26 protein-coding genes are annotated in these 24,852 nt (G+C 62.7%); 8 read left to right on the plus strand and 18 right to left on the minus strand.

Annotated elements, in window-relative coordinates:
* The first annotated feature begins 11 nt into the window (after positions 1-11).
* Together AC54AG_RS05410 and AC54AG_RS05415 are read left to right on the plus strand one after the other, a co-directional pair.
* Positions 12-800 carry a DUF6597 domain-containing transcriptional factor gene (locus AC54AG_RS05410; protein WP_331777275.1) on the plus strand — a complete coding sequence of 263 codons (789 nt, stop codon included), beginning with the start codon at positions 12-14 and terminating at the stop codon, positions 798-800.
* Between the two features lie 77 nt (positions 801-877).
* The gene (locus AC54AG_RS05415) at positions 878-1,243 is read left to right on the plus strand and encodes a VOC family protein (protein ID WP_331777276.1); all 366 of its coding nucleotides are present in this window, start codon (positions 878-880) and stop codon (positions 1,241-1,243) included.
* Here AC54AG_RS05415 and AC54AG_RS05420 read toward each other — a convergent pair.
* Complete coding sequence (locus AC54AG_RS05420) at positions 1,240-2,136, minus strand: LysR substrate-binding domain-containing protein (protein WP_034745730.1); 897 nt, start codon at positions 2,134-2,136, stop codon at positions 1,240-1,242. The genes AC54AG_RS05415 and AC54AG_RS05420 overlap by 4 nt on opposite strands.
* 160 nt (positions 2,137-2,296) lie before the next feature.
* Here AC54AG_RS05420 and AC54AG_RS05425 point away from each other — a divergent pair, with 160 nt between their 5' ends.
* Both AC54AG_RS05425 and AC54AG_RS05430 read left to right on the plus strand, forming a co-directional pair.
* On the plus strand, positions 2,297-3,475 hold the full coding sequence (locus AC54AG_RS05425) for an acyl-CoA dehydrogenase (protein WP_496629664.1): 1,179 nt from the start codon (positions 2,297-2,299) through the stop codon (positions 3,473-3,475).
* The gene (locus tag AC54AG_RS05430; protein WP_070302875.1) at positions 3,475-4,722 is read left to right on the plus strand and encodes a CaiB/BaiF CoA transferase family protein; all 1,248 of its coding nucleotides are present in this window, start codon (positions 3,475-3,477) and stop codon (positions 4,720-4,722) included. The genes AC54AG_RS05425 and AC54AG_RS05430 overlap by 1 nt, the downstream gene beginning before the upstream one ends.
* Before the next feature lie 118 nt (positions 4,723-4,840).
* On the opposite strand, the gene AC54AG_RS05435 is transcribed toward AC54AG_RS05430, so the two are convergent.
* The 3 genes from AC54AG_RS05435 to AC54AG_RS05445 are packed head-to-tail and all read right to left on the minus strand — an operon-like array spanning position 4,841 to position 6,647.
* Entirely contained in the window at positions 4,841-5,167 is a 327-nt protein-coding gene (locus AC54AG_RS05435) for a barstar family protein (RefSeq protein WP_219328091.1), read from the minus strand.
* An 8-nt stretch (positions 5,168-5,175) separates the two neighbouring features.
* Positions 5,176-5,985 carry a 4-hydroxy-tetrahydrodipicolinate reductase gene (gene dapB, locus AC54AG_RS05440; RefSeq protein WP_034745720.1) on the minus strand — a complete coding sequence of 270 codons (810 nt, stop codon included), beginning with the start codon at positions 5,983-5,985 and terminating at the stop codon, positions 5,176-5,178.
* Positions 5,986-6,005: 20 nt separating this feature from the next.
* Positions 6,006-6,647 (minus strand): outer membrane protein assembly factor BamE, encoded by a 642-nt coding sequence (locus tag AC54AG_RS05445; RefSeq protein WP_496629719.1) that lies wholly within the window; start codon positions 6,645-6,647, stop codon positions 6,006-6,008.
* 195 nt (positions 6,648-6,842) lie between these two features.
* Between AC54AG_RS05445 and fur the strand changes: the two genes are divergently transcribed.
* Positions 6,843-7,274 (plus strand): ferric iron uptake transcriptional regulator, encoded by a 432-nt coding sequence (gene fur / locus AC54AG_RS05450; protein WP_034745717.1) that lies wholly within the window; start codon positions 6,843-6,845, stop codon positions 7,272-7,274.
* Positions 7,275-7,322: 48 nt separating this feature from the next.
* Here fur and hrcA read toward each other — a convergent pair whose 3' ends face one another.
* Together hrcA and AC54AG_RS05460 are read right to left on the minus strand one after the other, a co-directional pair.
* Positions 7,323-8,339 (minus strand): heat-inducible transcriptional repressor HrcA, encoded by a 1,017-nt coding sequence (gene hrcA / locus AC54AG_RS05455; protein WP_034745713.1) that lies wholly within the window; start codon positions 8,337-8,339, stop codon positions 7,323-7,325.
* 102 nt (positions 8,340-8,441) lie between these two features.
* A complete protein-coding gene (locus AC54AG_RS05460) occupies positions 8,442-9,167 on the minus strand; it encodes an HAD family hydrolase (RefSeq protein WP_496629665.1) in 726 nt (241 codons plus the stop codon).
* Between the two features lie 244 nt (positions 9,168-9,411).
* Here AC54AG_RS05460 and AC54AG_RS05465 point away from each other — a divergent pair, with 244 nt between their 5' ends.
* Both AC54AG_RS05465 and AC54AG_RS05470 read left to right on the plus strand, forming a co-directional pair.
* Positions 9,412-10,011: a hypothetical protein gene (locus AC54AG_RS05465; RefSeq protein ID WP_034745710.1), complete on the plus strand. Its 600-nt coding sequence runs from the start codon at positions 9,412-9,414 to the stop codon at positions 10,009-10,011.
* A 36-nt stretch (positions 10,012-10,047) separates the two neighbouring features.
* Complete coding sequence (locus AC54AG_RS05470) at positions 10,048-10,629, plus strand: hypothetical protein (protein WP_034745706.1); 582 nt, start codon at positions 10,048-10,050, stop codon at positions 10,627-10,629.
* Between the two features lie 187 nt (positions 10,630-10,816).
* Here AC54AG_RS05470 and mmsB read toward each other — a convergent pair whose 3' ends face one another.
* Genes mmsB through AC54AG_RS05495 form a run of 5 tightly spaced genes read right to left on the minus strand, consistent with a single transcriptional unit; the run spans position 10,817 to position 16,323 of the window.
* Complete coding sequence (mmsB, locus tag AC54AG_RS05475; RefSeq protein WP_034745702.1) at positions 10,817-11,719, minus strand: 3-hydroxyisobutyrate dehydrogenase; 903 nt, start codon at positions 11,717-11,719, stop codon at positions 10,817-10,819.
* A 20-nt stretch (positions 11,720-11,739) separates the two neighbouring features.
* Positions 11,740-12,870: an enoyl-CoA hydratase/isomerase family protein gene (locus tag AC54AG_RS05480; protein ID WP_496629666.1), complete on the minus strand. Its 1,131-nt coding sequence runs from the start codon at positions 12,868-12,870 to the stop codon at positions 11,740-11,742.
* Positions 12,863-13,648, minus strand: coding sequence for an enoyl-CoA hydratase (locus AC54AG_RS05485; protein ID WP_496629667.1), 786 nt, complete (start codon positions 13,646-13,648; stop codon positions 12,863-12,865). Before AC54AG_RS05485 ends, AC54AG_RS05480 begins: the two co-directional genes overlap by 8 nt.
* Positions 13,645-14,805, minus strand: a complete 1,161-nt coding sequence (locus AC54AG_RS05490) for an acyl-CoA dehydrogenase family protein (protein WP_496629668.1) — start codon at positions 14,803-14,805, stop codon at positions 13,645-13,647. Before AC54AG_RS05490 ends, AC54AG_RS05485 begins: the two co-directional genes overlap by 4 nt.
* A 9-nt stretch (positions 14,806-14,814) precedes the next feature.
* Positions 14,815-16,323 (minus strand): CoA-acylating methylmalonate-semialdehyde dehydrogenase, encoded by a 1,509-nt coding sequence (locus tag AC54AG_RS05495; RefSeq protein ID WP_331777282.1) that lies wholly within the window; start codon positions 16,321-16,323, stop codon positions 14,815-14,817.
* 157 nt (positions 16,324-16,480) lie between these two features.
* On the opposite strand from AC54AG_RS05495, the gene AC54AG_RS05500 reads away from it, so the two are divergent.
* Positions 16,481-17,866, plus strand: a complete 1,386-nt coding sequence (locus AC54AG_RS05500; RefSeq protein WP_496629669.1) for a short-chain fatty acyl-CoA regulator family protein — start codon at positions 16,481-16,483, stop codon at positions 17,864-17,866.
* Here AC54AG_RS05500 and AC54AG_RS05505 read toward each other — a convergent pair.
* From AC54AG_RS05505 to AC54AG_RS05535, 7 genes are read right to left on the minus strand one after another with little or no spacing between them, the layout of a single operon-like run.
* On the minus strand, positions 17,863-18,921 hold the full coding sequence (locus AC54AG_RS05505) for an adenosine deaminase family protein (RefSeq protein ID WP_496629670.1): 1,059 nt from the start codon (positions 18,919-18,921) through the stop codon (positions 17,863-17,865). The genes AC54AG_RS05500 and AC54AG_RS05505 overlap by 4 nt on opposite strands.
* Positions 18,922-18,946: 25 nt before the next feature.
* Positions 18,947-19,891, minus strand: coding sequence for a nucleoside hydrolase (locus tag AC54AG_RS05510; protein WP_496629671.1), 945 nt, complete (start codon positions 19,889-19,891; stop codon positions 18,947-18,949).
* Between the two features lie 18 nt (positions 19,892-19,909).
* Positions 19,910-20,941, minus strand: a complete 1,032-nt coding sequence (locus AC54AG_RS05515) for an ABC transporter ATP-binding protein (protein ID WP_072457248.1) — start codon at positions 20,939-20,941, stop codon at positions 19,910-19,912.
* A 13-nt stretch (positions 20,942-20,954) separates the two neighbouring features.
* Positions 20,955-21,734, minus strand: coding sequence for an ABC transporter permease (locus AC54AG_RS05520; protein ID WP_034778814.1), 780 nt, complete (start codon positions 21,732-21,734; stop codon positions 20,955-20,957).
* On the minus strand, positions 21,731-22,570 hold the full coding sequence (locus AC54AG_RS05525; RefSeq protein WP_496629672.1) for an ABC transporter permease: 840 nt from the start codon (positions 22,568-22,570) through the stop codon (positions 21,731-21,733). Before AC54AG_RS05525 ends, AC54AG_RS05520 begins: the two co-directional genes overlap by 4 nt.
* Positions 22,571-22,591: 21 nt before the next feature.
* Positions 22,592-23,614: an ABC transporter substrate-binding protein gene (locus AC54AG_RS05530; protein WP_034745676.1), complete on the minus strand. Its 1,023-nt coding sequence runs from the start codon at positions 23,612-23,614 to the stop codon at positions 22,592-22,594.
* Between the two features lie 57 nt (positions 23,615-23,671).
* Entirely contained in the window at positions 23,672-24,787 is a 1,116-nt protein-coding gene (locus AC54AG_RS05535; RefSeq protein WP_496629673.1) for a porin, read from the minus strand.
* Between the last annotated feature and the right edge of the window lie 65 nt (positions 24,788-24,852).

Raw genomic sequence — 24,852 nt, forward strand, 5'->3', positions numbered from 1 at the left:
TATACGCAATCTTGTTCTTTGCATCAAAGCCGGCCATGATCGTCTACCAGGAATATCCGCCCATCCCCGCCCTGCGGCCCTGGCTGGAGTGCGTCTGGACGTGCCGCGTGCAGACGGGCGCCACGCCCTTCACGCACCAGGTCTTGCCCGACAATTGCATCGACATCCTGTGCCAGGACCAGCAGGACGCCAGCTTTGCCGTCGGCATGATGACGGCGCCGATTGCCGTCGTCAGCCAGGGCCTCGTGCAGACGGTGGCGGCCCGCTTCAAACCGGGCGCGGCGGCGCGCTTCTTCCAGCTGCCTTTGTGTGAACTCAACGATGGCCGCACGGGATTGCAGCAGCTGTGGGGCCGCGAGCTGGCGGCGCGCCTCGGTGACGCGCTATGGAGCGAGCCTTTGAGCAACGTGCAACGAGTTTCCATTTTGCAAGAATATTTGCTGCTGCGCTTGCGCACCGCGCCGCCACGGCGCCAGGCTGGCGCGGCCGACCACGCGATCGCGGCCATCGAGGCGGCATCGGGGCAAGTGCGCGTGGATGGCCTGGCGAGGCAGCTGGGCGTGTCGCGCCAGCACCTGGCGCTGCAATTTCGCCAGCAAGTGGGCATCAGCCCGAAGCTGTTTGCCCGCATCTGCCGTTTTCGCGCGGCCAGCCAGGGCATGCGAAGCCTGGCCGGACAACAGGACTGGGCGCAAGTGGCCTTGCAATATGGCTATTTCGACCAGTCGCACCTGATCCACGACTTCCAGGATTTCGCCCACAGTTCGCCAGAAGCGTGGCTGGCGGGCCGGCGCACTTGAATACCTTCCATTTTTACAATCACACGCCGCGCGCCGGTGGCATGATGACCGTATTCTTCATTCATCAGGAGTAGCACATGATCAAAGGTTTACGCACCGTCACCTATCCCGTCCCCGACCTGGACAAGGCCAAGGCCTGGTACAGCCAGGTATTCGGCACGGCGCCGTATTTCGACCAGCCCTTCTATGTCGGCTTCAATATCGGCGGCTTCGAGCTGGGCTTGCTGCCGGACGGCCAGCCGGGCACGCAGGGCAGCGTGACGTACTGGGGCGTGGACGGCATCGAGGCAGAGGTCGAGCGCATCGTGGCGCTGGGCGGCAGCCTGCACCATCCGATCACGGACGTGGGCGACGGCATCCGCACGGTGGAATTGCTCGACCCGTTCGGCAACCAGATCGGCCTGATCGACAATCCCCATTTCGATACCGCCAAGGTCGCCTAAGCCGCCTCGTCCTGCAACCATCGCCGGAACTGCTGCAAGGCCAGTTTTTCATGCGCCGCCTCGGGCGTGATCAGGTAATACGCGCGCTGGCCGCGCAGTGGGCGCTCGCATGCGATGCGCAGCTCGCCGCGCGCCAGTTCCGCTTCGACCAGCATGCGTGGCAGCAAGACCACGCCCTGCCCCTGCACGGCCGCCATGGCCAGCATGGAAAACAGTTCATAGCGGGCGCCGTAGCGCGCCAGTTCCCCATCGACCTGCATGGCGTCGAACCACTGGCGCCAGGCGCCCGGGCGCGTACTTTGCTGCAACAAGGTCAATTCCAATAAATCCTGCGGCTGCCAGGCGCTGCGCGCCGCCAGCAGGCGTGGGCTGGCGACGGGCACGATTTCTTCATGCATGAGCAAGGTGGCGCGCGTGCCGGGCCAGCGCGCCAGCTGCTCGGGCGTTCCCGCGTACAGCGCGCCGTCGTATTCCGTATCGGCAAACATGAACGGTTTCGTATAGGCATCGATGTGCACGACGATATCCGGGTGCAAGCCTGCCAGTGAAGCCAGCCGCGGCATCAGCCAGCGCGTGGCAAACGTGGGGACCGAAGCCAGCTGCAAGGCGCCACCACCACCCTGGCGCGCCATGGTGTCGAGCGTGTCGCGCTCGAGGCCATCGAGACGCGCCGCGATCTGCCGCGCATACGCGGCGCCGGCGCTGGTCAGCAACACGCCATGGCGCGTGCGCTGGAACAGTTGCACGCCAAGAAAGCTTTCCAGGGATGAAATCTGGCGCGACACGGCGCTTTGCGTCAGCGACAGTTCGCGCGCCGCATGCGTGTAGCTCTGGTGCCGCGCAGCCGCTTCGAAGCAGTTCAAGGCTTGCAGCATGGGAATTTTGCGTGACATGGGATTATCCGGCCGGTGAAAGGCTCCTAGTATGACGCAAGATATGCGTAGAACGCATGTCTGGGTGCGAAAAAATCGTTTGCGCAAGGCTAGGCAAAAACCTACCATGAGCCATATTCAATCTTGCGCCGATCACCGGCGCTCACCTGCGAGGCCTGTGATGAGCAAAACCGTATTTGACTGGAATTCCCCCCTGCTGCTGGAAGAACAACTGACGGGCGACGAACGCGCCGTGCTGGAAGCGGCCCGCGACTATTGCCAGGGCAGCCTGGTGCCACGCGTACTCGAATCGTTCCGCCATGGCCGCACGGACGCGGCCATCTTCCGCGAAATGGGCGAACTGGGCTTGCTGGGCAGCACCATTCCCGAAGAATACGGCGGCGCCGGCCTGAACTATGTTTGCTACGGCCTGGCCGCACGCGAAGTCGAGCGCGTCGATTCGGGCTACCGTTCGATGATGAGCGTGCAATCGTCCTTGGTGATGGTGCCGATCAACGCCTTCGGCAACGAAGAAACCAAACAGAAATACCTGCCGAAACTGGCGACGGGCGAATTCATCGGCTGCTTCGGCCTGACGGAACCGAACCACGGCTCCGACCCTGGCAGCATGGTCACGCGCGCCCGTAAAGTGCCGGGCGGCTACAGCCTGTCGGGCGCAAAGATGTGGATCACCAATAGCCCGATCGCCGACGTGTTCGTCGTCTGGGCCAAGGACGATGAAGGCGCGATCCGCGGCTTCGTGCTGGAAAAAGGCTGGAAAGGCCTGTCGGCGCCGGAAATCCACGGCAAAGTCGGCTTGCGCACCAGCATCACCGGCGAAATCGTCATGGATGAAGTGTTTTGCCCGGAAGAAAACGCCTTCCCCGACGTGCGCGGCCTGAAAGGCCCGTTCACTTGCCTGAACAGCGCCCGCTACGGCATCGCCTGGGGCGCGCTGGGCGCGGCCGAAGACTGCTACCTGAAGGCACGCCAATACACGATGGACCGCCAGCAATTCGGCCGCCCATTGGCCGCGAACCAGCTGGTGCAAAAGAAACTGGCCGACATGCTGACGGAAATCACCATGGGCTTGCAAGGCTGCTTGCGCCTGGGCCGCATGAAGGATGAAGGCTCGCCGGCCGTGGAAATCACCTCTATCATGAAACGCAACAGCTGCGGCAAGGCGCTCGATATTGCCAGAGTGGCGCGTGACATGATGGGCGGCAACGGCATTTCCGACGAGTTCGGCGTCATCCGTCACCTGGTCAACCTGGAAGTGGTCAACACCTACGAAGGCACGCACGATGTGCACGCGCTGATCATCGGCCGCGCCATCACCGGCATCGCCGCCTTCAACTAATGGACGCCTTGGCTTCCACCTTGCGGCCCGCGCCGCTGACCGGCTTGCGCGTGCTCGACCTGTCGCGCGTGCTGGCCGGCCCGTGGGCCGGGCAAATGCTGGCCGACCTGGGCGCCGACGTCGTCAAGGTTGAACAGCCGGGCCGCGGCGACGACACGCGCTCCTGGGGCCCGCCGTATCTGAAGGATGAAGACGGCCGCGACACGGCCGAGGCCGCCTATTTCCAGTGCGCCAACCGCAACAAGCGCTCCTTGTGCATCGACCTGGCCGCGCCCGAAGGGCAAGCGCTGGTGCGCAAGCTGGCTGCCGAATCGGACGTGCTGCTGGAAAATTTCAAGCTCGATGGCTTGAAGCAATATGGCCTCGACGCGGCCAGCTTGCTGGCGCTCAATCCTCGCCTCGTCTACTGCTCCATCACGGGCTTCGGCCAGGATGGGCCGTACGCGGCGCGCGCCGGCTATGACTTCCTGATCCAGGGCATGGGCGGCTTGATGAGCATCACGGGCGTGCCCGATGGCCAGCCGGGCGCCGGGCCGCAAAAAGTGGGCGTGGCGCAGACCGACATCCTGACGGGCTTGTACGCCACCATCGCCGTGCAGGCGGCGCTGGCCGAACGGGAACGCTCGGGTCTGGGCCAGCATATCGACCTGGCCTTGCTCGACGTGCAAGTGGCGGCGCTGGGCAATCAGGCGGCCAATTACCTGTGCGGCGGCAAAGTGCCGCAGCGCATGGGCAATGCGCACCCGAACATCGTGCCTTACCAGGACTTTCCCACGGCCGATGGCGACATGATTCTGGCGATCGGCAACGATGGGCAGTTTTCGCGCTTTTGCGCCGTCGCCGGCCACCCGGAATGGGCGCAGGATGAACGCTTCGCCACCAATCCGCAGCGCGTGGCGCACCGGGCGATCCTAATCCCCTTGATGCGCCAGACCACGGTCATGCGCACGACGGCCGAGTGGATCAGCGCGTTCGAGGCGCAAGCCGTGCCGTGCGGTCCCGTCAACCGCATCGACCAGGTCTTTGCCGACCCGCAAGTGGTGGCGCGTGGCTTGAAAGTGGAGATGCCGCACCCGACGGCTGGCACGGTGGCGCTGGTGGCCAATCCCGTGCGCCTGTCCGGCTCGCCGGTGCAATACCGCTTGCCGCCGCCGTTGCTGGGGCAGCATACGCAGGAAGTGCTGCAGCAGTGGCTGGGGTTGGACAGTGCGGAGATTGACGGTTTGCGCGAGCGCAAGGTGGTGTAAAGATTGATTGGAAGAACGTAGGTCGGATTAGCGCTTGCGCGTAATCCGACACCGCACCCAGCGCCAACAATGTTGTCGGATTACGGCCCGCAGGGCCTAATCCGACCTACGATTCTATTTACTTGAGTACCAGTTTCAACGCTGGCTTCTCGCCATAATCGTCATAGCGCTCATTGATGCCGGCGATACAGAAGGTGATTTCTTCCAGTAAATCAGGCACTTGCGCCTTCATGCTTGCCGCATCCTGCACAACGATTTCCAGCACTTCGTTCGGCTTCAAACGGAACTGCGTCATGTTTTCGTCATCGCGCAAATAGCTGAGGCAATCGACCCAGGCATCCATGCTGTTGCCGTAGAACTCGGGGAAACCGAAGGCTTGCACGCATTGCGCGTGAAAGCTCGCTTCGTCGCTGATGTCTTTTCCATTCAGGATGGCAGTGGCCATGGTGCTCCTCAGTTCTTCAGCGACAGCACATCCTGCATGTCGAACAGGCCGGTCGGTTTGTCGGCCAGGAAACGCGCGGCGCGCAGTGCGCCGTGGGCGTAGGTGACGCGGCTGCTCGACTTGTGGCTGATCTCGATACGCTCGCCGATGCCGGCAAACAGCACCGTATGGTCGCCGACGATATCGCCGCCGCGGATGGTGGCAAAGCCGATGGTTGACGGGTCGCGTTCGCCCGTCACGCCTTCGCGGCCGTAGACGGCGCATTCCTTCAAGTCGCGGCCCAGGGCGCCGGCTACCACTTCACCCATTTGCAGGGCCGTGCCCGACGGCGCATCGACCTTGAAGCGGTGATGCGCTTCGATGATCTCGATATCGTAGCCTTCGGACAGGCTTTTCGCGGCCAGTTCCAGCAGCTTCATGGTGACGTTCACGCCCACGCTCATGTTCGGTGCGAACATGATGGCCGTCTTTTCGGCGGCGGCGGCAATGGCGGCCTTGCCAGCGTCATCGAAACCGGTGGTGCCGATGATCATCTTGACGCCGTGCTCTGCGCAATACGCCAGGTGCTGCAAAGTGCCTTCAGGACGCGTGAAGTCGATCAGGTAATCGGCGCCGGCCAGGCCGGTAGCCAGGTCGGACTCGATCAGCACGCCGGCAGGCTTGCCGAGAAAGGCGGCGGCATCCTGGCCGACGGACGGCGAACCGGCACGGTCGAGCGCGCCGGCCAGCACGGCGTCGGGCGCGTTGCTGACGGCTTCGATCAGGATATGGCCCATGCGGCCGCTGGCGCCAGCGATGGCGATTTTCAGTTCAGTCATTTTTATTCTCTTACAACAGCTTATTTGGTGGGTTCGGCAGCAGGTGCAGGTACAGGCTCGGCGGCTGGCGCCGTTGCAGATGCAGGTGCAACTTCAGGCTTGCTAACAGGAATGGCAGGGGCGGCATCGGCTGGCACCGGCACGGCGCTTGGCGCCACGGGCGATGGCACGGCGGCGGCAGGCACGTCGGCCTTGGCGACCTTGGCGAATGGCGACGGACCGGCGATGCGGTCGATGTATTCCTTCTCCGTCGGCAAGTTGCCGCCTTCGAACCGTTCCACTTTACCATCCTTGCCGAAGTACACGACCACGCGGCTGCTGGTAGTTTCGCCACTGCCCCGGGCCAGGCGGAATGGGTAATCCCAACGGTCGGCATGGAAGATATCAGTCAGCAGCGAGGTGCCGAGGACGAAACGCACCTGGTCGCGCGTCATGCCCACTTTCAACTGGGCCAGCATCTCTTCGGAGACAAAGTTGCCTTGTTGAATGTCAGGACGATAGGGCGAGAAAAACCACATGAATTTTTGCAGCGGCGTAATAGTGGTCGTTTGTGCGCCCTGTTCGGGGACCAGTTCCTTGCCTTCTTTTTGAGCAGCTGCCGGCTTTTCGCCAAGGATGCCACGGCTGGCGCAGCCGGACATGGCCAGCGCGACACAGACCATGCCTGCCACGACTGGTGCTCGGAATGAAATACGGTGCCAGAGAGATGGCAATACAGCCGGTGTTACGCGCATAAATGACCTCAATTTGATGAACAAAACGCCAGGAGTGGCCGGCCTGCCAAAAAATGCATATTTTGGCACTCCCCGCTAAAACGCTATATGATAAAGCACCTGACCCACATACGAGCAACAAACATGAGTAACAATCCTAGTGATCTCAAGGCAAGCGGCCTGAAAGCCACCCTGCCACGGCTGAAGATACTCGATATCTTCCAGAGTAGCCCGGTACGCCACCTGACGGCGGAAGACGTCTACAAGATTCTGCTGGCCGATAATATGGATGTCGGCCTGGCAACTGTCTACCGCGTCCTGACCCAATTCGAACAGGCAGGCTTGCTCAACCGCAACCATTTTGAAACCGGCAAGGCGATTTTCGAACTCAACGAAGGCTCCCACCACGACCACCTGGTGTGCCTCGACTGTGGCCGGGTCGAAGAATTCTTCGACGAAGAAATCGAAATCCGCCAGCAAAAAGTGGCCGAAGAGCGCGGCTTCAAGATCGCCGAACACGCGCTGGCCATCTACGGCAACTGCACCAAGACGGCTTGCCCGCACAAAACCGCCTGATTCGTTCCGGCCGCTCCCATGGAGCGGCTGGCGCATCAGGCAGTACGATCAATGATGGCTGAGCGCGCTTGACAGCAACTTGGCCGTGATATCGACAATCGGGATGACGCGCTCGTAAGCCATGCGCGTCGGTCCGATCACTCCCAGCGTTCCCACGATCTTGCCGTTGACTTCATACGGCGCCGTCACCACGCTCATTTCATCCATCGGCACCAGGTTCGATTCGCCGCCGATGAAAATCTGCACGCCCGTCGCCTTGCTCGACACGTCGAGCAGCTGCATCAAGCCCGTTTTTTGCTCGAACATATCGAACATCTGGCGCAGCGAATGCATATTCGATGACAGATCGCTCACGCTGAGCAAGTTGCGCTCGCCGGAAATCACCATGTCGTCGCTATGGTCGGCCATCGCCTCGCTGCCAGCCTCCACGGCCGCCTGCATCAGGCTGCCCATGTCGTCGCGCAACTGGCGCAGCTCGCCCTGCAGGCGCACGCGCACGGCGTCGAATGACAGGCCGCCATAGTTCTGGTTGATGTAGTTGGCCGATTGCACCAGTTGCGCCGGCGTATAGTCGGCCTCCGTCAGCAATAAACGGTTCTGCACGTCGCCGCCGGGCGCGACGATGACGAGCAGGATGCGTTTTTCGGACAGGCGCAGAAATTCGATTTGCTGGAACACGGATTCGCGGCGCGGGCTGAGCACGACGCCGGCAAACTGCGACAGCGACGACAGCATCTGCGCCGCGTTGGCGATGGTTTTTTGCGGCTGCGGCGTCTGCAGGCGCATGCGCGACTCCACCAGATGCTCGTCCAGATGCCGGACGGTCAGCAAGGTGTCGACAAAGATGCGGTAGCCACGCGGCGTGGGGATGCGTCCGGCCGAGGTATGCGGACTGGACACATAACCGAGCTCTTCCAGATCGGCCATGATGTTGCGGATCGTGGCTGGCGACAGGTCGAGGCCGGAAATTTTCGACAAGGCGCGCGAACCGACCGGCAGGCCGTCGGCGATATATCGCTCGACCAGGGCTTTCAGCAGTGTTTGGGCACGTGTATCGAGTTGCATGGTTTTTTATTTAAGCAAGTATTTTGTTAAGCAAGCGGCAACGAAAGCGGCCGAACGTGCATCAACAGCGCCTATTATGCACGTTCGTCCGCCCGGCGGCGATCAATCTTCCAGTTGCCCCTGCAGCCACAGCAGCAATTCATCAAAGTTGGCGCAGATGGCGTCGGGTTGCACGCCGGCGGCCAGGTGGGCGTCGCTGCCCTTGCGGTTCATCCACACGGCACGCATGCCCGCCCCTTGCGCCCCCGTCACATCGAAATACAGATCGTCGCCGACATACACGGCTTCATGGGGCGCCACGCCCAGCGCGGCGCAACCGGCCAGGAAGATGCTGGCGTCGGGCTTGGCCACACCGAAATCGCTGGCGGCGATCGATACTTTGAAATGCTGCGCCAGGCCGATAATTTCAAGGTCCGCATTGCCATTCGAAATGGAGCCGACCAGCATGCGCTGGCCCATCCAGGCCAGGCCAGGCAAGACGTCGTCATACGGCTGGACGCGATGGCGCGCCGCCAGGAACTGCGCGATGGCGCCATCGACGAGGGCCGGATCCTCGCCGGCGGCCTCGAAGGCGGTCAGCAGGCCCGCGCGGCGCAACTCGATGAGGTTGCCATGAAAATGCGGTTGTTCATTGAGCATGGCCAGGCGGTGCTGGCGCAGCACCTCGATGGAAAACTGCTGCGCCACCTTGGGCGCATGCGTGGCCAGCCAGTCGTGCAGCAGGGATTCGGCGGCGGCAATCACGGGCGCGATGGGCCACAGAGTATCGTCGAGGTCGAACAGGATGGCCTTGGGCGGCACGGCAGGTTTTACAGGGGCAAGGGACATGGGATTCACGGTGGATGCCGCGCCACAGTGCGCAGCCTGCATCTATTGTCGCACCGATCGCCGCCGCCGGCATGGCTGCGCCCCCGTGAAATGGGGCCGGGCCAGCGCTTCCAGGCGAAAAATTGTTACAGGGTGATACAAGGCAAGATCATTCGGCTTGCCAGATAGACTAAAATAGGCGCCATTCCAATGCGGCGCCAGCGTCCGCGTTGCGCTACCCAACCTAATTCGTTTTGGAGAATGTATGAAAAATTTGTACCTGCGCTCGATGCTGGCGGCGGCTTGCGCCGTCACATTGGCAGCCTGCGGCGGCAGCGGCGGCAACCTGTATCTGAGTGGCCAAGTGTCCAATCTGGCAAAAGACGGCCTGATTCTCCTCAATGACGGCGAACGCTTGCCGGTCTCCGCAGGCCAGACCTCGTTTGTTTTCACCAAGCTGGTCAACACCGATGACCGCTACGACATCAGCATCGCACAACAGCCCAAAGGCGCCGTGTGCACGATTACCAATGGCGCAGGCAAGGCATCGAGCTATACCGTGACCACCGCCCTGGTGACTTGCACGACCAATACTTACCCGCTGAGCGGCACGATCACGGGCCTGACCGCCGACGGCTTGACCTTGGCCATTGGCAACGCCAGCACCAGCCCGCTGAAAGGCAGCACGAGCTATACATTCCCGGCTGTCAATGACGGCATCGCCTACAATATTTCCATAGCGACGTATCCAGCGGGCCAGACGTGCAGTTTCGTGGGCTCTGCCAGCGCCAACGGCCGCGATGTCGTCGGCACCATGGGCTCAGCCGCAACGACCGGCGCCACACTGAACTGCACGGCGCAGTAAGCCACGCGATTCGTCACCACTATATTGGAGAAATACATGAAGTTATCCTGCCTGCGCCCACTCGCCGCGCTGCTGTTGACCCTGGGACTGGCTGCTTGCGGCGGCAAGGCCTCGTATGATGTCAGTGGCACCATCAGCAACTTGAACACCGACGGCCTGGTCCTGGCCAACGGCGGCGTCAATCTTCCGATTAAATCGGGCCAGACCTCGTTTACCTTTGCCAAGCGCATCGACTATGGCACCGACTACAACATCACCGTGCAGACCCAGCCAGCCCACATGACTTGCGCCATCAGTGGCGGGACCGGTTCGGCAGGTCATTACCTGAGCATCCAGGCAGCGGTCGTGTGCACGCAAAATAGCTACACGGTTGGCGGCACGGTGACTGGCCTGACAGCCGACGGCCTGGTCTTGATCAACGGCAATGCGCAAACCACGGTGGCCAAGGGCAGCACGACCTTCACACTGGCGTCGCGTGTTGCCGATGGCGACAAGTATGGCATCAGCGTATTTACCCAGCCAACCGGCTTGAAATGCAGCGTGGCGCCCAACACTGGCGTCGGCGTGATGGGCGAAGCGAACGTGACCACCGTGCAGATCGCCTGCAATCCGGGCTAACGCTGTGGCGCTGGCAGCCGCGACGCGGCTGCCAGGAAGAGATATCACTGAAAAATATAGTTGATATTCGAAAGATAAATTGGAGTTATATGTGGCGATGCAGCATAATGCATCTGTCTCCTCCAACTCTTCCAAGAATTGGATTTAGCCCGCTTTTACCAGCGGGCTTTTTTTTGCCCAAAATTCCTCAAGCGGGTTTATTCAAGTCCGGCTGCAGCATCTGCACGATGCTGGAGAAATCCTGCTGCGCATAACCGGCTTGCGCATGCATCTGGTACAACTGGCGCACCAGCCCGCCCAACGGCGTGGGCGCGTTTGCCGACAGGGCCGACTGCTGCGCCAGGCCCAGGTCTTTCAGCATCAGCGCCGTGCCGAAGCCGCCCGTGTAATTGCGCGATGCGGGCGTGCCGTCCATGACACCGGGCCACGGGTTGTACACTTCCAAGGTCCAGTTGCGCCCCGAACTCTTGGCCATGATGTCGGACAAGACTTTCGGATCGAGGCCATGCGCCACGCCGAGGTTCAGCGCCTCGGCCGTACCGGCCATCAAGATCCCCAGCAGCATGTTGTTGCAAATCTTCGCTACCTGGCCCGCACCCGCCTCGCCCGCATGGAAGATGTTCTTGCCCATCTTTTCCAGTAATGGACGCGCCTGCTGCAAGGCCGCTTCGCTGCCACCGACGATGAAGGTCAGGGTGCCGGCCGCCGCGCCCGCCGTGCCGCCCGAGACGGGCGCATCGATCATGGCAAAGCCCCGCTCGCTGGCAGCCTGCGCCACTTGCCGTGCCACGTCGGCCGCGATGGTGCTGCAATCGATGAACAGGGCGCCCGGCTTGGCCGAATCGAGCACGCCGCCGGCCGCCAGGTACAGCTCCTGCACGTGCTTGTTGGCTGGCAGCATGGTAATGACGGCGTCGGCCGTCTGCACGGCCGCGCTGGCCGATGCAGCCGCCGTGGCGCCCGCTTCAACGAGCGATGCGACGGCGGCTGGCGCCAGGTCGAAGACGGACACGTGGAAGCCGGCGGCCACCAGGTTGCGGGCCATCGGCGCGCCCATGTTGCCCAGGCCGATGAAAGCGATATGTTGCATATTCTTGTCTCCCAATTCTTTTAATGTAAATCGGCCAATGGATGCTGTGTCCACGGCGCGGCAAAATATTCGTCCAGATACGCATCGCTGACGTCGGCCAGGCTGGCCGGCTGCCACTGTGGCGCGTTGTCCTTGTCGATCAGCAAGGCGCGCACGCCTTCGCTGAAATCCGCGTGGGCGCAGCATTGCACGGCCACGATCAATTCCAGCTGGAACACTTGCGCCAAGCTCATGTGCCGTGTGCGGTCGCGCATGGCCCAGACCAAAGCGGCGGAACTGGGCGCGCCCTTGGCCAGCGAGTGGGACGCCTTTTGCAGCCAGGCCGAATCGCCGTCATACGCGGCAATGGCGGCCACCACCTCGGGCAAGGTAGGCGCTTGCGTCAGCGCGGCGATGGCGTCGAAGTTGGCGCGCACTTCGGAGATGGGCAGCACGGAGGCTGGCGCAGAGAAACCGCGCAGCAAGCGGTCCAGCTGCTCGCCGTTCGCCTGCGGGCTGGCTTGCCATTGCGCCAGCGCCAGCGAGTCGAGCACCATGGCGCGCTCTTCCTGGCGCAGGAAATAGTCGCCGAGCCCTGTGAACAGGGCATCGGCCGCGTTCATCGGCGCGCCCGTCAGCCCCAGGAACAGGCCGCTGCGGCCCGGCATGCGGCCCAGGAACCAGCTGCCGCCCACGTCCGGGAACAGGCCGATCGTGATTTCCGGCATGGCGATGCGCGTGCTTTCCGTTACAACACGGTGACTGGCGCCCGCCATCAGGCCCAGGCCGCCACCCATGACGATGCCGCCGCCCCACACCAGCAGCGGTTTCACGTACGTATGGATGCGATGGTCGAGCCGGTATTCCTCGGCAAAGAAGGCCAGCGCCTGCGGGTTCGGCACGACGCCCGGTTGCTCGGCAACTGCCGAGCGCAGGCTGCGCACATCGCCGCCCGCGCAAAAGGCCTTGTCGGTCGACGAGTGCAGCACCACGCAGGCGATGGCCGCATCACTGGCCCAGCGCACGAGGGCGCCGTCGATGGCGCGTATCATGTCTAGGTTCAGCGCATGCAGGGATTTGCGCGCATCGAGGGTGATGACGCCCAGCTTCATACCACCGGGACAGTCGCGCTCTTCGATCTTCACGGTTTCAATACTGACGGCCTCAACCATTCTTCCACTCCGCCTGACGTTTTTCCAGGAATGCTTGCACGCCTTCTTTCTGGTCTTGCGTGTCGAACAGACCGAGGAACAGGGTGCGTTCGTCGGGCAGAGAATTGACGAGCGGATGGCTGCGTGCGCCCTGGATCAGAGTCTTGCACGCCGTCACGCTGCTGGGGCTCTGGCGCGCCACCTTGGCGGCCAGGGCCAGCGCCGTGGCGGCAGCCTTGCCGGTTGGCACGACTTCTTCGACGAGGCCGATGGCCAGGGCCTTGGCTGCATCGACCCGCTCGCCGCATAAAATCATGCGCTTGGCCCAGCCTTCGCCCACCAGCCATGGCAGGTGCTGCGTGCCGCCCGCGCACGGCAGCAGGCCGACGGATGCTTCCGGCAAGGCCATCTGCGCGTGCTCCTCGGCGATGCGGATGTCGCAGGCCAGCGCGCATTCGAGCCCGCCGCCCATGGCATAGCCATTGATGGCGGCGATGCTGACGCCGCGAAACGCGGACAATGCCTCGAACGCCTCGCCAAACGCGGCGGCCATGGCAAACGCCGTGTCCTTGTTACCATCGGCAAACACGTTCAAGTCGGCGCCGGCCGAGAAGAACTTGGCGCCGCCCCCAGTGATCACGAGTGCGTACACGTCGGGATCAGCATTCAGGTCGGCTACCAGCTGCGTCAGCCCGTTCAGGCTGGCCAGGGTCCACGTGTGGGCCGGAGGATTATCGAGGGTCACCAGGGCCGTGTGCCCACGGCGTTCCAGCAGTAAATTTGTATACACTTTGCTCATCGTAAGGTCTCCGTGGCGCCATCTTTCAAAATCGCTCGCGCGACGATCAGGCGCATGATTTCATTCGTCCCTTCCAGGATCTGGTGCACCCGCGTGTCGCGCACATGGCGCTCGAGCGGATACTCGCGGATGTAGCCGTAGCCGCCGTGCAATTGCAGCGCGTCGTTGGCCACATTGAAACCCACGTCCGTGGCGAATCGTTTGGCCATGGCGCAGTACGCTGTGGCGTCCGGGCTTTCCTGGTCCAGTTTCCAGGCTGCCAGGCGCACCATGTGGCGCGCCGCCACCAGTTCCGTCAGCATGTCGGCCAGCTTGAATTGCAGGGCCTGGAACTGCGCCAGCTCGCGGCCAAACTGCGTGCGCTCCTTCATGTACGCTTGCGCGCGCGTGAGGGCCGCCTGCGCCGTGCCCACCGAGCACACGGCGATATTGATGCGCCCGCCATCGATGCCCTTCATGGCAATGGTAAAGCCTTCGCCTTCCGCGCCCAGCAAGTTACCTACAGGAACTCTTACCTGGTCGAAGCTGATGATGCGCGTGGGCTGGCTGTTCCAGCCCATCTTTTCTTCCTTCTTGCCATACACGATGCCGGGCAAATTGGCCGGCACGGCAAACGCGGAGATGCCGGCCGCGCCCTCGCCGCCCGTGCGTGCCATGACGATCAGCATGTCCGTCTGGCCCGCGCCCGAAATGAAGGCCTTGGTTCCATCCAGCACATAGAAATCGCCATCCTTCACGGCTTTCGTGCGCAAGGACGCCGCGTCGGAGCCCGATTGCGGTTCCGTCAGGCAATAGCTGGCCAGCTTCTGGCCGGCAGCCAGGGCCGGCACCCATTCGTCGCACAGGGCTTCCTGGCCCCAGCGCGACAGCATCCACGTGGCCATGTTGTGGATCGTGATGTAAGCCGTGGTCGAAGTGCAGCCCCCGGCCAGCTCCTCGAAGACGATGGCCGCATCCTGGCGGCTCAAGCCCAGGCCGCCCCAGCGCTGCGGCGTGTACAAGCCGCAAAAGCCCATCTCGCCCGCCTTGGCGATAGTTTCCACGGGAAAGATCGATTCCGCGTCCCAATGGGCCGCATGCGGCGCCAGTTCCCCTTCGGCAAACGCGCGCGCCGCCTGCTGGAACTCGCGCTGCTCGTCGCTCAGTTCAAAGTCCATGCCAGCTCCTTATTTGAGGCTGATGGTCGTGTTGACCTTGCCCACCGAGGCCGCATCCGTGAACCAGCGCTGGGTAATCGTTTGCGTCTGCGTGTAGAACAGCACGACTTGCTTGCCGAACGGGCCCAGATCGCCCAGCTTGGAGCCGCGCGAACCCGTAAAGCTGAACAGGGGAACGGGCACAGGAATAGGCACGTTGATGCCGACTTGGCCCACGTCGATTTCTTCCTGGAAGTAGCGCGCGGCCGCGCCGCTTTGCGTAAACAGCGCCGTGCCGTTGCCGTTCGGATTCGCGTTCACGAGAGCAATCGCTTCATCCAGGGTATCGACTTCGACGACGATCAGCACAGGGCCAAAGATTTCCTGGTCATACACGACCATGCCGGGTTTCACACCGGACAGAATCGTCGGTCCCACGAAGTTGCCGTTCGGATAGCCATCGACCTTGACGTCGCGGCCATCGAGAGTCAGCACGGCGCCCTGCTCGATGCCCTTGGCAACGAGGCTGTGCACGCGCTCCTTGGCTGCGCAGGAAATGACGGGACCGAGGTCCGGATTGTCCTTGCCCGCACCGACGCTCAAGCCTTGCGCCTTGGCGGCCAGTTCCGGCAGCCATTCGCGCGCTTCGCCCACCAGCACGGCGACCGAGGCGGCCATGCAGCGCTGGCCGGCCGCGCCGAAACCCGCACCCAGCAACTGATTCAGGGTCTGTTCTTTATTTGCATCCGGCAAGACGACGGCATGGTTCTTGGCGCCCATCATGCATTGCGCGCGCTTGCCGTTCAGGCTGGCGCGCTGGTACACATGCGTGCCCACCTTGCTGGAGCCCACGAACGAAATCGCCTTGATGTCCGGATGGTCGCACAGGGCGTTGACGACGTCTTCGCCGCCGTGGATCACGTTCAGCACGCCGGCAGGAATACCCGCCTGCAAGGCCAGGCGCACGAGTTTTTCCGTCACGAGCGGATCTTGCTCCGATGGTTTCAGCACGAAGGTATTGCCGCAGGCAATTGCCATCGGGAACATCCACAAGGGGATCATGGCGGGGAAATTGAACGGGGTAATGCCGGCGCACACGCCCAGCGGCTGCATCACGCTGTAGGTATCGACGCCGCCGGCCACGTTTTGCGCGTATTCACCCATTTGCAGGGTGCCGATATTGGCCGCGTGTTCCACCACTTCCAGGCCACGGAAGACGTCGCCTTCCGCGTCCAGCAAAGTCTTGCCCTGTTCCATCGTCAGGGTGGCGGCCAGGTCGGCCATGTTTTCACGGATCAGCTGTTGCAGCTTCAAAAAGATACGTGCGCGCGCACCGATCGGCGTCTTGCGCCAGGTTTTGAAGGCGCGCTGGGCCGAGGCGATGGCCGCGTTGACTTCGTCCGGGGTAGCGAACGGCACCCTGGCCAGGACTTCCTGCGTGGCGGGGTTGACGACGTCGCGCCAGACGGTGGTCTGGGATTCAACCCACTCGCCGTTGATCAAGAGGGGAACGGTCGGAATAGCGTTTTGCGTGGTCACTCGGTGTCTCCTTGTGTGGGTATAAGTCTGTTTGCATTATTCGCACAATCGCCGCCGCGAACAAGGCGTGAAAATGCGAGATAATGCAAAGCTGAATCTGTTAATCTGCAAATGTTGTAAATTTGCAGATTCCACAAACCGGGGAAGAGGAAACGCGATGGCAAAGGTTTTCATGGGCGTGCGCCTGCAGCGGCTGCGCGAGGAACGGCGCATGACGCAGGTGGCGCTGGCCAAGTCCCTGGGCATTTCGCCCAGCTACCTGAACCAGATGGAACGCAACCAGCGCCCGCTGACGGTGCCGATTTTGCTGCGCATCGGCACGGTGCTGGGTGTCGATCCGCAAATCTTTTCCGAACACGACAGCGCCAGCCTCGTGGCCGACGTGCGCGACGTGTTCGGCGAATTGCCCGAGGCGCCGCCCACCTCGATGGCCGAACTCAAGATGCTGGTGGAAAACATGCCGGAACTGGCCCGCTCGATCTTGCTCTTGCAGCGGCGCTACCGCGTGATGGCGGAGCGGGCCGATACGCTGGCCGCGCGCCTCGACGACGGCAGCCGCGGCGCCAGCTCGGCGGCACCGTCCACGGACGAGGAAGTGCGCGAATACCTGAACCGGCGGCAAAACTATATCGATGAGCTGGACCGGGCGGCGGAGCTCGTGGCCGGCGAATTCGATCCCGCCCTGCGCACGCTCGACGCACTGCAAGGCCGGCTGCTGGAACGCCACGGTATCAAAGTGCGCTTGTCCGATGGCGACGCGGGCATGGTGCGCAAGCACCGCTACGACGCCCAGCAACAGATTTTGTGGCTGCCCGACACCCTGACGGGCGGCCAGCGCGCCTTCCAGATGGCGGCGCAAATCAGCCTGCTCGAACACAGCGACCTGATCGACGCTCTCGTGCTGGCGGCGGGATTGTCCGGCGCGGCCGCGCAAACGGGCGCGCGCCTGGCTTTCTCGAATTATTTTGCGGGCGCCCTGCTGATGCCCTACCAGCGCTTCCTGCAGGCGGCGGAAACGCGCGCCTACGATATCGAGCGCCTGGCGCACCAGTTCAGCGTGGGTTTTGAAGCCGTCTGCCACCGCCTGAGCACCATGCAGCGCCCGGATGCGGCCGGGCTGCCGTTTTTCTTCGTGCGCGTCGACCGCGCCGGCAATGTCTCGAAGCGCCAGTCGGCCACGGACTTTCATTTCTCAAGAGTGGGCGGCACGTGCCCGCTGTGGATCGTCTACGATGCCTTCAGCCATCCGGGCCAGGTGCTCACGCAAGTGGCCAGCATGCCCGATGGCTGCACATATTTATGGATCGCGCGCCAGGTCAGCACGGCCTCGCCAGGCTTCCGCGCGCCGGGCAAGACGTTTGCCGTGGCGCTGGGCTGCGACATCTCGCAGGCGCACCGCTTGATCTATTCGAAGGGACTCGATCTGCACGACCCTTCCAGCGCCACGCCGATCGGCACGGGCTGCAAGGTGTGCGAGCGCCAAAGCTGCCCGCAGCGGGCGTTTCCGTCGCTGCTGCTGGCCGTGCCGCCCGTATCGGCTTAAGACTCGATGACCCGGGCGCGCAGCGCATCGAATTCGCGCGCAAACTCCGCGCGCCAGTCGCGCCGCGTGGACTCGTCTATCCAAGCCGCGTCCAAGCCATTCAACATAAAGCCGCGCATCTCGTCGAGGCCAAAGCCGAATTCGCGCATCATCATCCAGGCGCCCGTCGGCGTCACGTGGTGCAGGGTCGGATCATCCGTATTCGGATGCAGTTTCAGGCCCAGCTTGGCCATGGCGCGGATCGGGTGATCGAGGGCCCAGCGCTCGGGCGCCAGGGTGCGCAAGTAATAGGAATTGGTCGGCACGACCGTAAACACCAGACCGCGCTCCACGCAGCGCTGCGCCAGTTCCGGATTGTCGACAATCGTATAGCCATGGTCGACCCTGTCCACCTTCAATTCGTCTATCGCCGTCTCCACGTTCATCCACGGCATGCCGAATTCGCCCGCATGCGCCGTGCATTTGAAGCCGGCTGCGCGCGCGGCGCGATAGGCCTCGATGAAGAGTTCCGGCGGGCGGTCGTTTTCGCGGTAGTCGATGCCGATGCCGATGACTTCCGGCGCGCGGTAGGCCTTCATCCATTCCACCACCTGCACGGCTTCGGCGGGAGCCGCTTCACGGTCGATGCTGGGGATCAAACGGCCAATCACGCCGAAGTCGCGCTGCGCGTCGCGGATGGCGGCAACGATGGCGTCTTGCGCCGATTCATAGCGGATGCCCGACACGCGCACGGTGCCGGTCGGGTTCCAGAAGAACTCCGCATAGCGCACGCCGTGGCCATGCGCGTCTTCCAGGTATTCGTAGGCGAGGCAATACAGGTCCGTCGGCGAGACGATCAGGTGCGCGTCGAGCGCGCGCAGTACGCGCAGCACGCCGACGGGCTTGTCGCCGCGCGTGTAGAAAGAGTCGATTTCCTCGGGCGTGACGACATTGCGCGTCTTGGCGGCCAGCGCGCGGAAGGTTGCCTGGCGCACCGTGCCGAACAAATGGCAATGCAGCTCCACTTTCGGCATGGCGCGTAAAAACTGTTCGATGCTCAGGGGGGAATTAGACATGAAGCTCGTTTCGTAATGGAGTGGATCAGGCAAGAATGCCGGCGAGGCGCTGCATCAGCAACGCGATGGCGGCCGGGCCGTCGGCCAGCATCGCCACCTGCGTGTTGATGGGCGCGCGGCGCGGCACGCGAAACTCGCACACCGTCATGCCGCGCGTCAGTTCGCCCGTCAATTCGATGGCCACGTGGGCGCTCTGGAACTGGAACAGCTGCGGCGCTTCCAGGTACAGGGCCACCACGGGGTCGTACATGGGCATGGGCACGGAACCGTCGGCGCTGCGGATGCGCACGTACGCTTCCAGGTAGCCGGACAAAAGCTGCGCGCGCGGCGTGCCGATGGCGCGCAGCTGCCGCACTTCCCCATTCGTCACCAGCAACTGGCGGCACAGGTTCAAGCCGAACATGCGCAGCGGGATACCGGCCTGGAAGACCTGGGCGGCCGCTTCCGGGTCCGCATAGATATTGAATTCGGCCGCCGCCGTGTGATTGCCCTGGTCGGTCGAGCCGCCCATCAAAATGATCTCGACGATTTTTTCGGCGATATCGGGGGCGCGCGTCAAGGCGGTCGCCAGGTTCGTCATCGGCGCAATCGCCATGATGGTGATCTGGCCGGGGTGGGCGCGCACGGCGGCGATCAGCGCGTCGACGGCGTGGCCCGCAGCGTCCGTCGCGGCGCCGGGCGGCAGGATCTCGCCCGTCGTGGGCATGCCGCTGTCGCCGAGGATGCGCTGCGCCGTTTCGATGACGCCGGCCAGTGGCTCTTCGCAGCCGCGGTAGATCGGCACCGTCAAACCGTCATGGGCCTTGATGCGCAAGGCATTGTCGTAGGTGATGGCGACGGGCGCATTGCCCGCCACCACGCTCACGCCCAGCCACTCGATAGCGGGATTACTGCCCAACAGCAGCATCGTCAGCCAGTCGTCGAAACCGGGATCGGTATCGAGCCAGATCTTTTTCAAGGGTTTGTCCATGATGGTTTCCAGTCGAAGTTAGGCACCCAGCCATAGGGCGCTGTCGGCCGGCAGTACGAAGGAGACGGCCGTGCCTTCGCGCCAGGCGGCACCACCGGCCGCGCAAATGCCCTTGACCTGGCCCAGCGGCGTTTGCAGCAGGTATTCGACGGTGTCGCCCAGGAAGCCGCGCGCCAGCACGGTGCCCGGGTATTGGCCTGCAACGTCGTCGGCGGCGCAGACGCGCACCTTGTCCGGACGCCAGCCCAGCACCGTGGTGCCGGCAGCGACGGGAGACGTGTACGGCAGGCTGGCGCCCGCGTGGTGTAGCGCGCCATCGCGGTAATCGAACAGGTTTTCAAAGCCCATGAAGTTGGCAACGAAGCGCGTCGATGGCGTATTGAACACGGCTTCCGGCGCGGCCAATTGCTCGATGCGGCCGCCGTTCATGACGACGATGCGGTCGGACAGGGCCAGCGCCTCTTCCTGGTCATGCGTCACGTACAGCATGGTGATGCCCAGTTCGCGCTGGATGCGGCGCAGCTCGGCGCGCATCTGCACGCGCAGCTTGGCGTCCAGGTTCGACAGCGGCTCGTCGAGCAGCAGCAGGGCCGGTTCGACGACGATGGCGCGCGCCAGCGCCACGCGCTGCTGCTGGCCGCCGGACATCTGCGCCGGCAAGCGGGTTTCAAAACCCGTCAGGCCCACGGCGGCTATCACGGCTTCCACTTTCGTTTTCAGCAGGGCCGGCGCGACCTTGCGCAGGCGCAAACCAAACGCGATGTTGTCGTACACGTTCAGGTGCGGGAACAGCGCATACGACTGGAACACCATGCCGATATTGCGCTTGTTCGGCGCCAGCTTGCCGATCTCGCGGCCGTCCAGCACGATGCGGCCCGACTGCAGCGGCATCAGGCCGGCAATCGCGCGCATGGTGGTGGTCTTGCCGCAGCCGCTGGGGCCCAGCAGGGAAATCAGTTCGCCCTGCTCGACGTGCAGGTCCAGGTCTTTCACGGACGTCGTGTTCTTGGCGTAGCCGAGGTTCAGCTTGTGCAGTTCCAGATAACTCATCGTGTGTTGCCTCTTACATGTATTTAGAAATGCCCAGCACCTTCTCGGTCACCATCACGAAGGCCATGGTGAACAAGACCAGCAAGGTCGACAGGGCAGCGATCGACGGATCGAAGCTGTTTTCCATATGGCCCAGCATCTCGATCGGCAAGGTGCTGATGCCGGGCCCCGTGAGGAACAGCGAGACGGGCACCTGGTTGAACGAGGTGACGAAGGCGAGGAAGAAGGCGGCGATCACGGCGTTGCGGATATTCGGCAGCACGATCATGAAAAACGCGCGCAGGCGCGACGCGCCCAGGGTGATGGCGGCATCCTCGATATCCACGCGCAGGTTCACCAGGCTGGCGTACACGACGCGCACCGAATACGGAATCAACAGCGCGATGTGGCCGATCAGCAGGCCCACGTAGACGGGCGCGTTAATCGTCAGCACCAGGTGGTGCAGCAAGCCCAGACCGACGAGGATGGCGGGAATGATCAGCGGCGACGTCAGGATTTGCCGGATGGCGCCGATGCCCGGTGGCGGCATGCGCGAAAACGCGTACGCGACAGGTATGCCCAGCAGCAGCGCGATGACAGTAGCGATCAGGCCGATTTCCAGGCTGGTCTGGAAGGCACGGCGGAACTCGGGCGCCGACCATACTTCGATGATCCAGCGCAGCGAATACGACTCGGGCGGGAAGGCCAACGTCTCGCCGCCGGAAAAGCCCGCCAGCACGACGATGGCGAAAGGCCCCAGCAGGAACAGGAATACCAGCCATAAAACGGCACGTGAAAACAAGCTTTCTTTCATACGGAACTCCGGCTCGAGGAAATACGTTTAAGGCCGGCGTTGACCAGCAGGGTCATGCAGACGAGGATGACGGCGATGACATTCGCCGCGCCGAAATCGCTCTCCACGCTGACCTTCTGGTACAGCAGCGTTTCCAGCATCAGCACCTTGGTGCCGCCCAGCAGGGCCGGCGTCACGTAGGCCGTCACGCAGCCTGTAAAGACCAGCGTGCCGCCCACGACCAGGCCTTCCTGCGTCAGCGGCAGGGTGACCTTGCAAAAGACTTGCCATGGATTGGCGCCCAGGGTGGCGGCAGCCGGTTCCACGTCGCGCGGCAGGTTTTCCAGCGCGCCCGCCAAGGACATCAGCATCAGCGGCAGCAGCAATTGCAGCAGGCCGACAAAGACGGCAAATTCGCTGAACAGCAGACGCAGCGGATCTTCCGTGAAACCCATGTTGACGAGTGCCGCGTTGACGGCGCCGTTACGGCCCAGCAGCACGATCCAGGCGTAGGTACGCGCGATCGGCGAGACCATCAGCGGCAAGATCATCATGCCCACCACCAGCCCGCGCCACTTCGGTGACACGCGCGCCACGGCTTGCGCGGCCGGGTAGCCGAGGATGATGGCCGCCAGGGTCACCAGCGCGGCGATGCGCAGGGTGCGCCAGAAGATGGCGCGGTTGAACTCCTGCGAGAAGAAGTCGATGAAGCGGTCCACACCCCACTGCATGCCGTCGCCGACGCGGAAGGCGTCGACCAGCAAGGCCAGCACGGGCAGCAGGAAGCAGACGACGATAAAGATCAGCGCCGGCAGGACCAGCAGCAGTCCCAGGCGCTTTTTTGGATCAGCAAACATGGTGTTCTCTCCTCGTCACCACTATTTGCTCATGGCCTTGTTCCACTGCGTCATCCAGTTGCTGCGCTGTTTGATGATGGTTTCCGGCTTGACGAATTTCAGCGAATTGATCTGGTCTGCGCCATAGGTATTGAATTGCGCGGCCGCCACCGACAGGCGCACGTCCTTGTTGACGGGCGAGTCAACCAGGTTGGTGGCCAGCTGCGTCTGCACTTCCTTGGACAGCCAGAAATCCATCAGCTGGTAGGCCAAGTCCGCATTCTTCGAACCGGCCACGATGCCCATCACGTTCATGCCGGCCGCCTGGCCTTCGGCCGGGATGCTCCATTTCAGGGGCAGGCCCGTCTTGAGCATTTGCGACCACGTAAAGCGCGCCACGGGCGCGGCCCAGATTTCATCCTGCGCGAACAATGCCGCCAGCTGCGCGCTGTTTTTCGAGAACGTGACGACGTTGCCCTTCATGCCGACGATCTTCGCAAAGCCGGTCGCGTAGTCGTCCGTCTTGCCGCCCCAGGCCGCATCGGCCATGCGCAGCATCAGCGGGCCCTGCGTGGTGCTCACGTCGGGGAAGGCCACGCGGCCCTTCAGTTCGGGGCGCCACAGGTCCTTCCACGACGTCAGAGGGGCGATCTTGTCGCTGCGGTACACCAGGCCCACGGAATACAGCGTGTAGCCGACGGCGTAGTTGCCGCCGATGGGATTTTTCGCCACGTCGTACAAGGCTTTGTAATTGCTCAGCTTGGAGTAATCCATGGGCTGGATCACGCCCTTCTGCGCCGCTTCCAGCATGCCGGAATCGGACAGCAGCACCAGGTCGATCACCGGGTTCTTGGCGTGCACCACCAGCTTGGCGATGCGGTCCGCGTTATTCCCCGTTTCCACCTTGATATCGCAACCGCATTTGGCCTTGAACGGCTCGTACACATACTTCATGAACAAGGGCTGGGCAATCGGGTAGGCCGAAATGACCAGCTCGCGTTTTTCCGCGTGGGCGGCGTTAGCCAGCAAGCCTAGGCTCAACGCCAACATGAGGTGCTTTTTCAAGATGCTTCCTTTCAGGGGACGACGCTGCGGGACAGCGCCTGTAAAGATGAATCAGAGTCAGAAATAATGCCGCATGCCGGCGATCAGGACGCTTTGCGTCTTGCCGCCCGAGGCGCCAAAGCCGAACACGCGGGCGAACGTCGCATCGCCGGCCGCTTTCTGGTAGCTCCAGGTGATGGCGATATCGGTGCGCTTGGACAGGAAGTAATCGGCCTGGAAGTTGACCTGATGCCATTTCGGCGTCTTGTTGATCAGGTCATATTTACCGGTGGTAAAGAAATACGAGGCGCCCAGGTTCAACGCTTCCGTCAGCTTGTGGTTCACGTTCAAGTCCACGTTTTGCAAGGTCAGATTGCTTTGATCCAGGTAGTGGTAGCGCACGTTGGTGTACAGCGCGCCAAACTTGGTCTTGCCGACATTATAAAAGCCTCCCGTGCCGGCGATGGCCTGGTCATTCACGCCGGCGCCGCTGACGGCGCTCTTGTTGAAGATCAACAAGGAGCTGCCATAGTCGTTGCCGATGGCGCCATTCGGCGCATCGGGGCTGTTCGGACGGTCCATCTTCGTGTAGGCGACGGCCCAGCTGAAGGCGTCGACCTTGTAGCCGGCGCCCATGCTGTAGACGCGGTTGCGGTTCGAGTCTTCCGGATTTTCGCTGAAGCCGTACAAGCCCGTAAACGACAGGTTGCTGATGTTCGGGCTCACATACTTGACGGCGTTTTGCACGCGCAGGTTGTTGTAGCCATTGTCGTTGTCGCCGATGTGCACGCCGTTACTGGCGATGACCACGGGGCCCAGCAGATCCTTGACGGCTTCGTACTGGCGCCCCAGTGTCAGGGTACCCTTGTCATTGCTCGACAGCCCCACATACGACTGGCGGCCGAACAGACGGCCACTTTGCGAGGCCGTGCCCGTCATGACGTTAAAACCGTTCTCCAGCACGAAGACGGCCTTGGTGCCGTTGCCCAGGTCTTCCTGGCCGCGGAAACCGATGCGGGGATTCTGATTCGTGCCGCTCAGCGCATGCGTGCGGCTGCCCTTGCCTTCATCCGATACATAGCCGATACCGGCCGACAGCAAGCCATACACTTGCACGCTGCTTTGCGCCTGCGCCACGCCGTGCGCCGCCAGCAAGCCCCCCACCACCATCGTTCCCGTCATCCATTTGTTCATCGCCGCCACCCTAAAAAGAATAAACCCTGAGTTTTTTTGGAATTATTTTATTGATGCATCCCTTG

This window comes from Janthinobacterium sp. BCJ23 (assembly GCF_059617945.1).

Excerpts from the sequence above, each read along its gene's own strand:
- AC54AG_RS05460 (WP_496629665.1), bottom strand. The coding sequence starts at position 9,167 with ATGTCCCTTGCCCCTGTAAAACCTGCCGTGCCGCCCAAGGCCATCCTG.
- AC54AG_RS05505 (WP_496629670.1), bottom strand. The coding sequence starts at position 18,921 with ATGTCTAATTCCCCCCTGAGCATCGAACAGTTTTTACGCGCCATGCCG.
- AC54AG_RS05500 (WP_496629669.1), top strand. The coding sequence starts at position 16,481 with ATGGCAAAGGTTTTCATGGGCGTGCGCCTGCAGCGGCTGCGCGAGGAA.
- AC54AG_RS05435 (WP_219328091.1), bottom strand. The coding sequence starts at position 5,167 with ATGGCCACTGCCATCCTGAATGGAAAAGACATCAGCGACGAAGCGAGC.
- AC54AG_RS05485 (WP_496629667.1), bottom strand. The coding sequence starts at position 13,648 with ATGAGCAAAGTGTATACAAATTTACTGCTGGAACGCCGTGGGCACACG.
- AC54AG_RS05525 (WP_496629672.1), bottom strand. The coding sequence starts at position 22,570 with ATGTTTGCTGATCCAAAAAAGCGCCTGGGACTGCTGCTGGTCCTGCCG.
- AC54AG_RS05415 (WP_331777276.1), top strand. The coding sequence starts at position 878 with ATGATCAAAGGTTTACGCACCGTCACCTATCCCGTCCCCGACCTGGAC.
- AC54AG_RS05520 (WP_034778814.1), bottom strand. The coding sequence starts at position 21,734 with ATGAAAGAAAGCTTGTTTTCACGTGCCGTTTTATGGCTGGTATTCCTG.
- AC54AG_RS05465 (WP_034745710.1), top strand. The coding sequence starts at position 9,412 with ATGAAAAATTTGTACCTGCGCTCGATGCTGGCGGCGGCTTGCGCCGTC.
- AC54AG_RS05470 (WP_034745706.1), top strand. The coding sequence starts at position 10,048 with ATGAAGTTATCCTGCCTGCGCCCACTCGCCGCGCTGCTGTTGACCCTG.
- AC54AG_RS05425 (WP_496629664.1), top strand. The coding sequence starts at position 2,297 with ATGAGCAAAACCGTATTTGACTGGAATTCCCCCCTGCTGCTGGAAGAA.
- fur (WP_034745717.1), top strand. The coding sequence starts at position 6,843 with ATGAGTAACAATCCTAGTGATCTCAAGGCAAGCGGCCTGAAAGCCACC.
- mmsB (WP_034745702.1), bottom strand. The coding sequence starts at position 11,719 with ATGCAACATATCGCTTTCATCGGCCTGGGCAACATGGGCGCGCCGATG.
- AC54AG_RS05535 (WP_496629673.1), bottom strand. The coding sequence starts at position 24,787 with ATGAACAAATGGATGACGGGAACGATGGTGGTGGGGGGCTTGCTGGCG.
- AC54AG_RS05490 (WP_496629668.1), bottom strand. The coding sequence starts at position 14,805 with ATGGACTTTGAACTGAGCGACGAGCAGCGCGAGTTCCAGCAGGCGGCG.
- AC54AG_RS05420 (WP_034745730.1), bottom strand. The coding sequence starts at position 2,136 with ATGTCACGCAAAATTCCCATGCTGCAAGCCTTGAACTGCTTCGAAGCG.
- AC54AG_RS05430 (WP_070302875.1), top strand. The coding sequence starts at position 3,475 with ATGGACGCCTTGGCTTCCACCTTGCGGCCCGCGCCGCTGACCGGCTTG.
- hrcA (WP_034745713.1), bottom strand. The coding sequence starts at position 8,339 with ATGCAACTCGATACACGTGCCCAAACACTGCTGAAAGCCCTGGTCGAG.
- AC54AG_RS05445 (WP_496629719.1), bottom strand. The coding sequence starts at position 6,647 with ATGGTCTGTGTCGCGCTGGCCATGTCCGGCTGCGCCAGCCGTGGCATC.
- AC54AG_RS05480 (WP_496629666.1), bottom strand. The coding sequence starts at position 12,870 with ATGGTTGAGGCCGTCAGTATTGAAACCGTGAAGATCGAAGAGCGCGAC.
- AC54AG_RS05515 (WP_072457248.1), bottom strand. The coding sequence starts at position 20,941 with ATGAGTTATCTGGAACTGCACAAGCTGAACCTCGGCTACGCCAAGAAC.
- AC54AG_RS05510 (WP_496629671.1), bottom strand. The coding sequence starts at position 19,891 with ATGGACAAACCCTTGAAAAAGATCTGGCTCGATACCGATCCCGGTTTC.
- dapB (WP_034745720.1), bottom strand. The coding sequence starts at position 5,985 with ATGACTGAACTGAAAATCGCCATCGCTGGCGCCAGCGGCCGCATGGGC.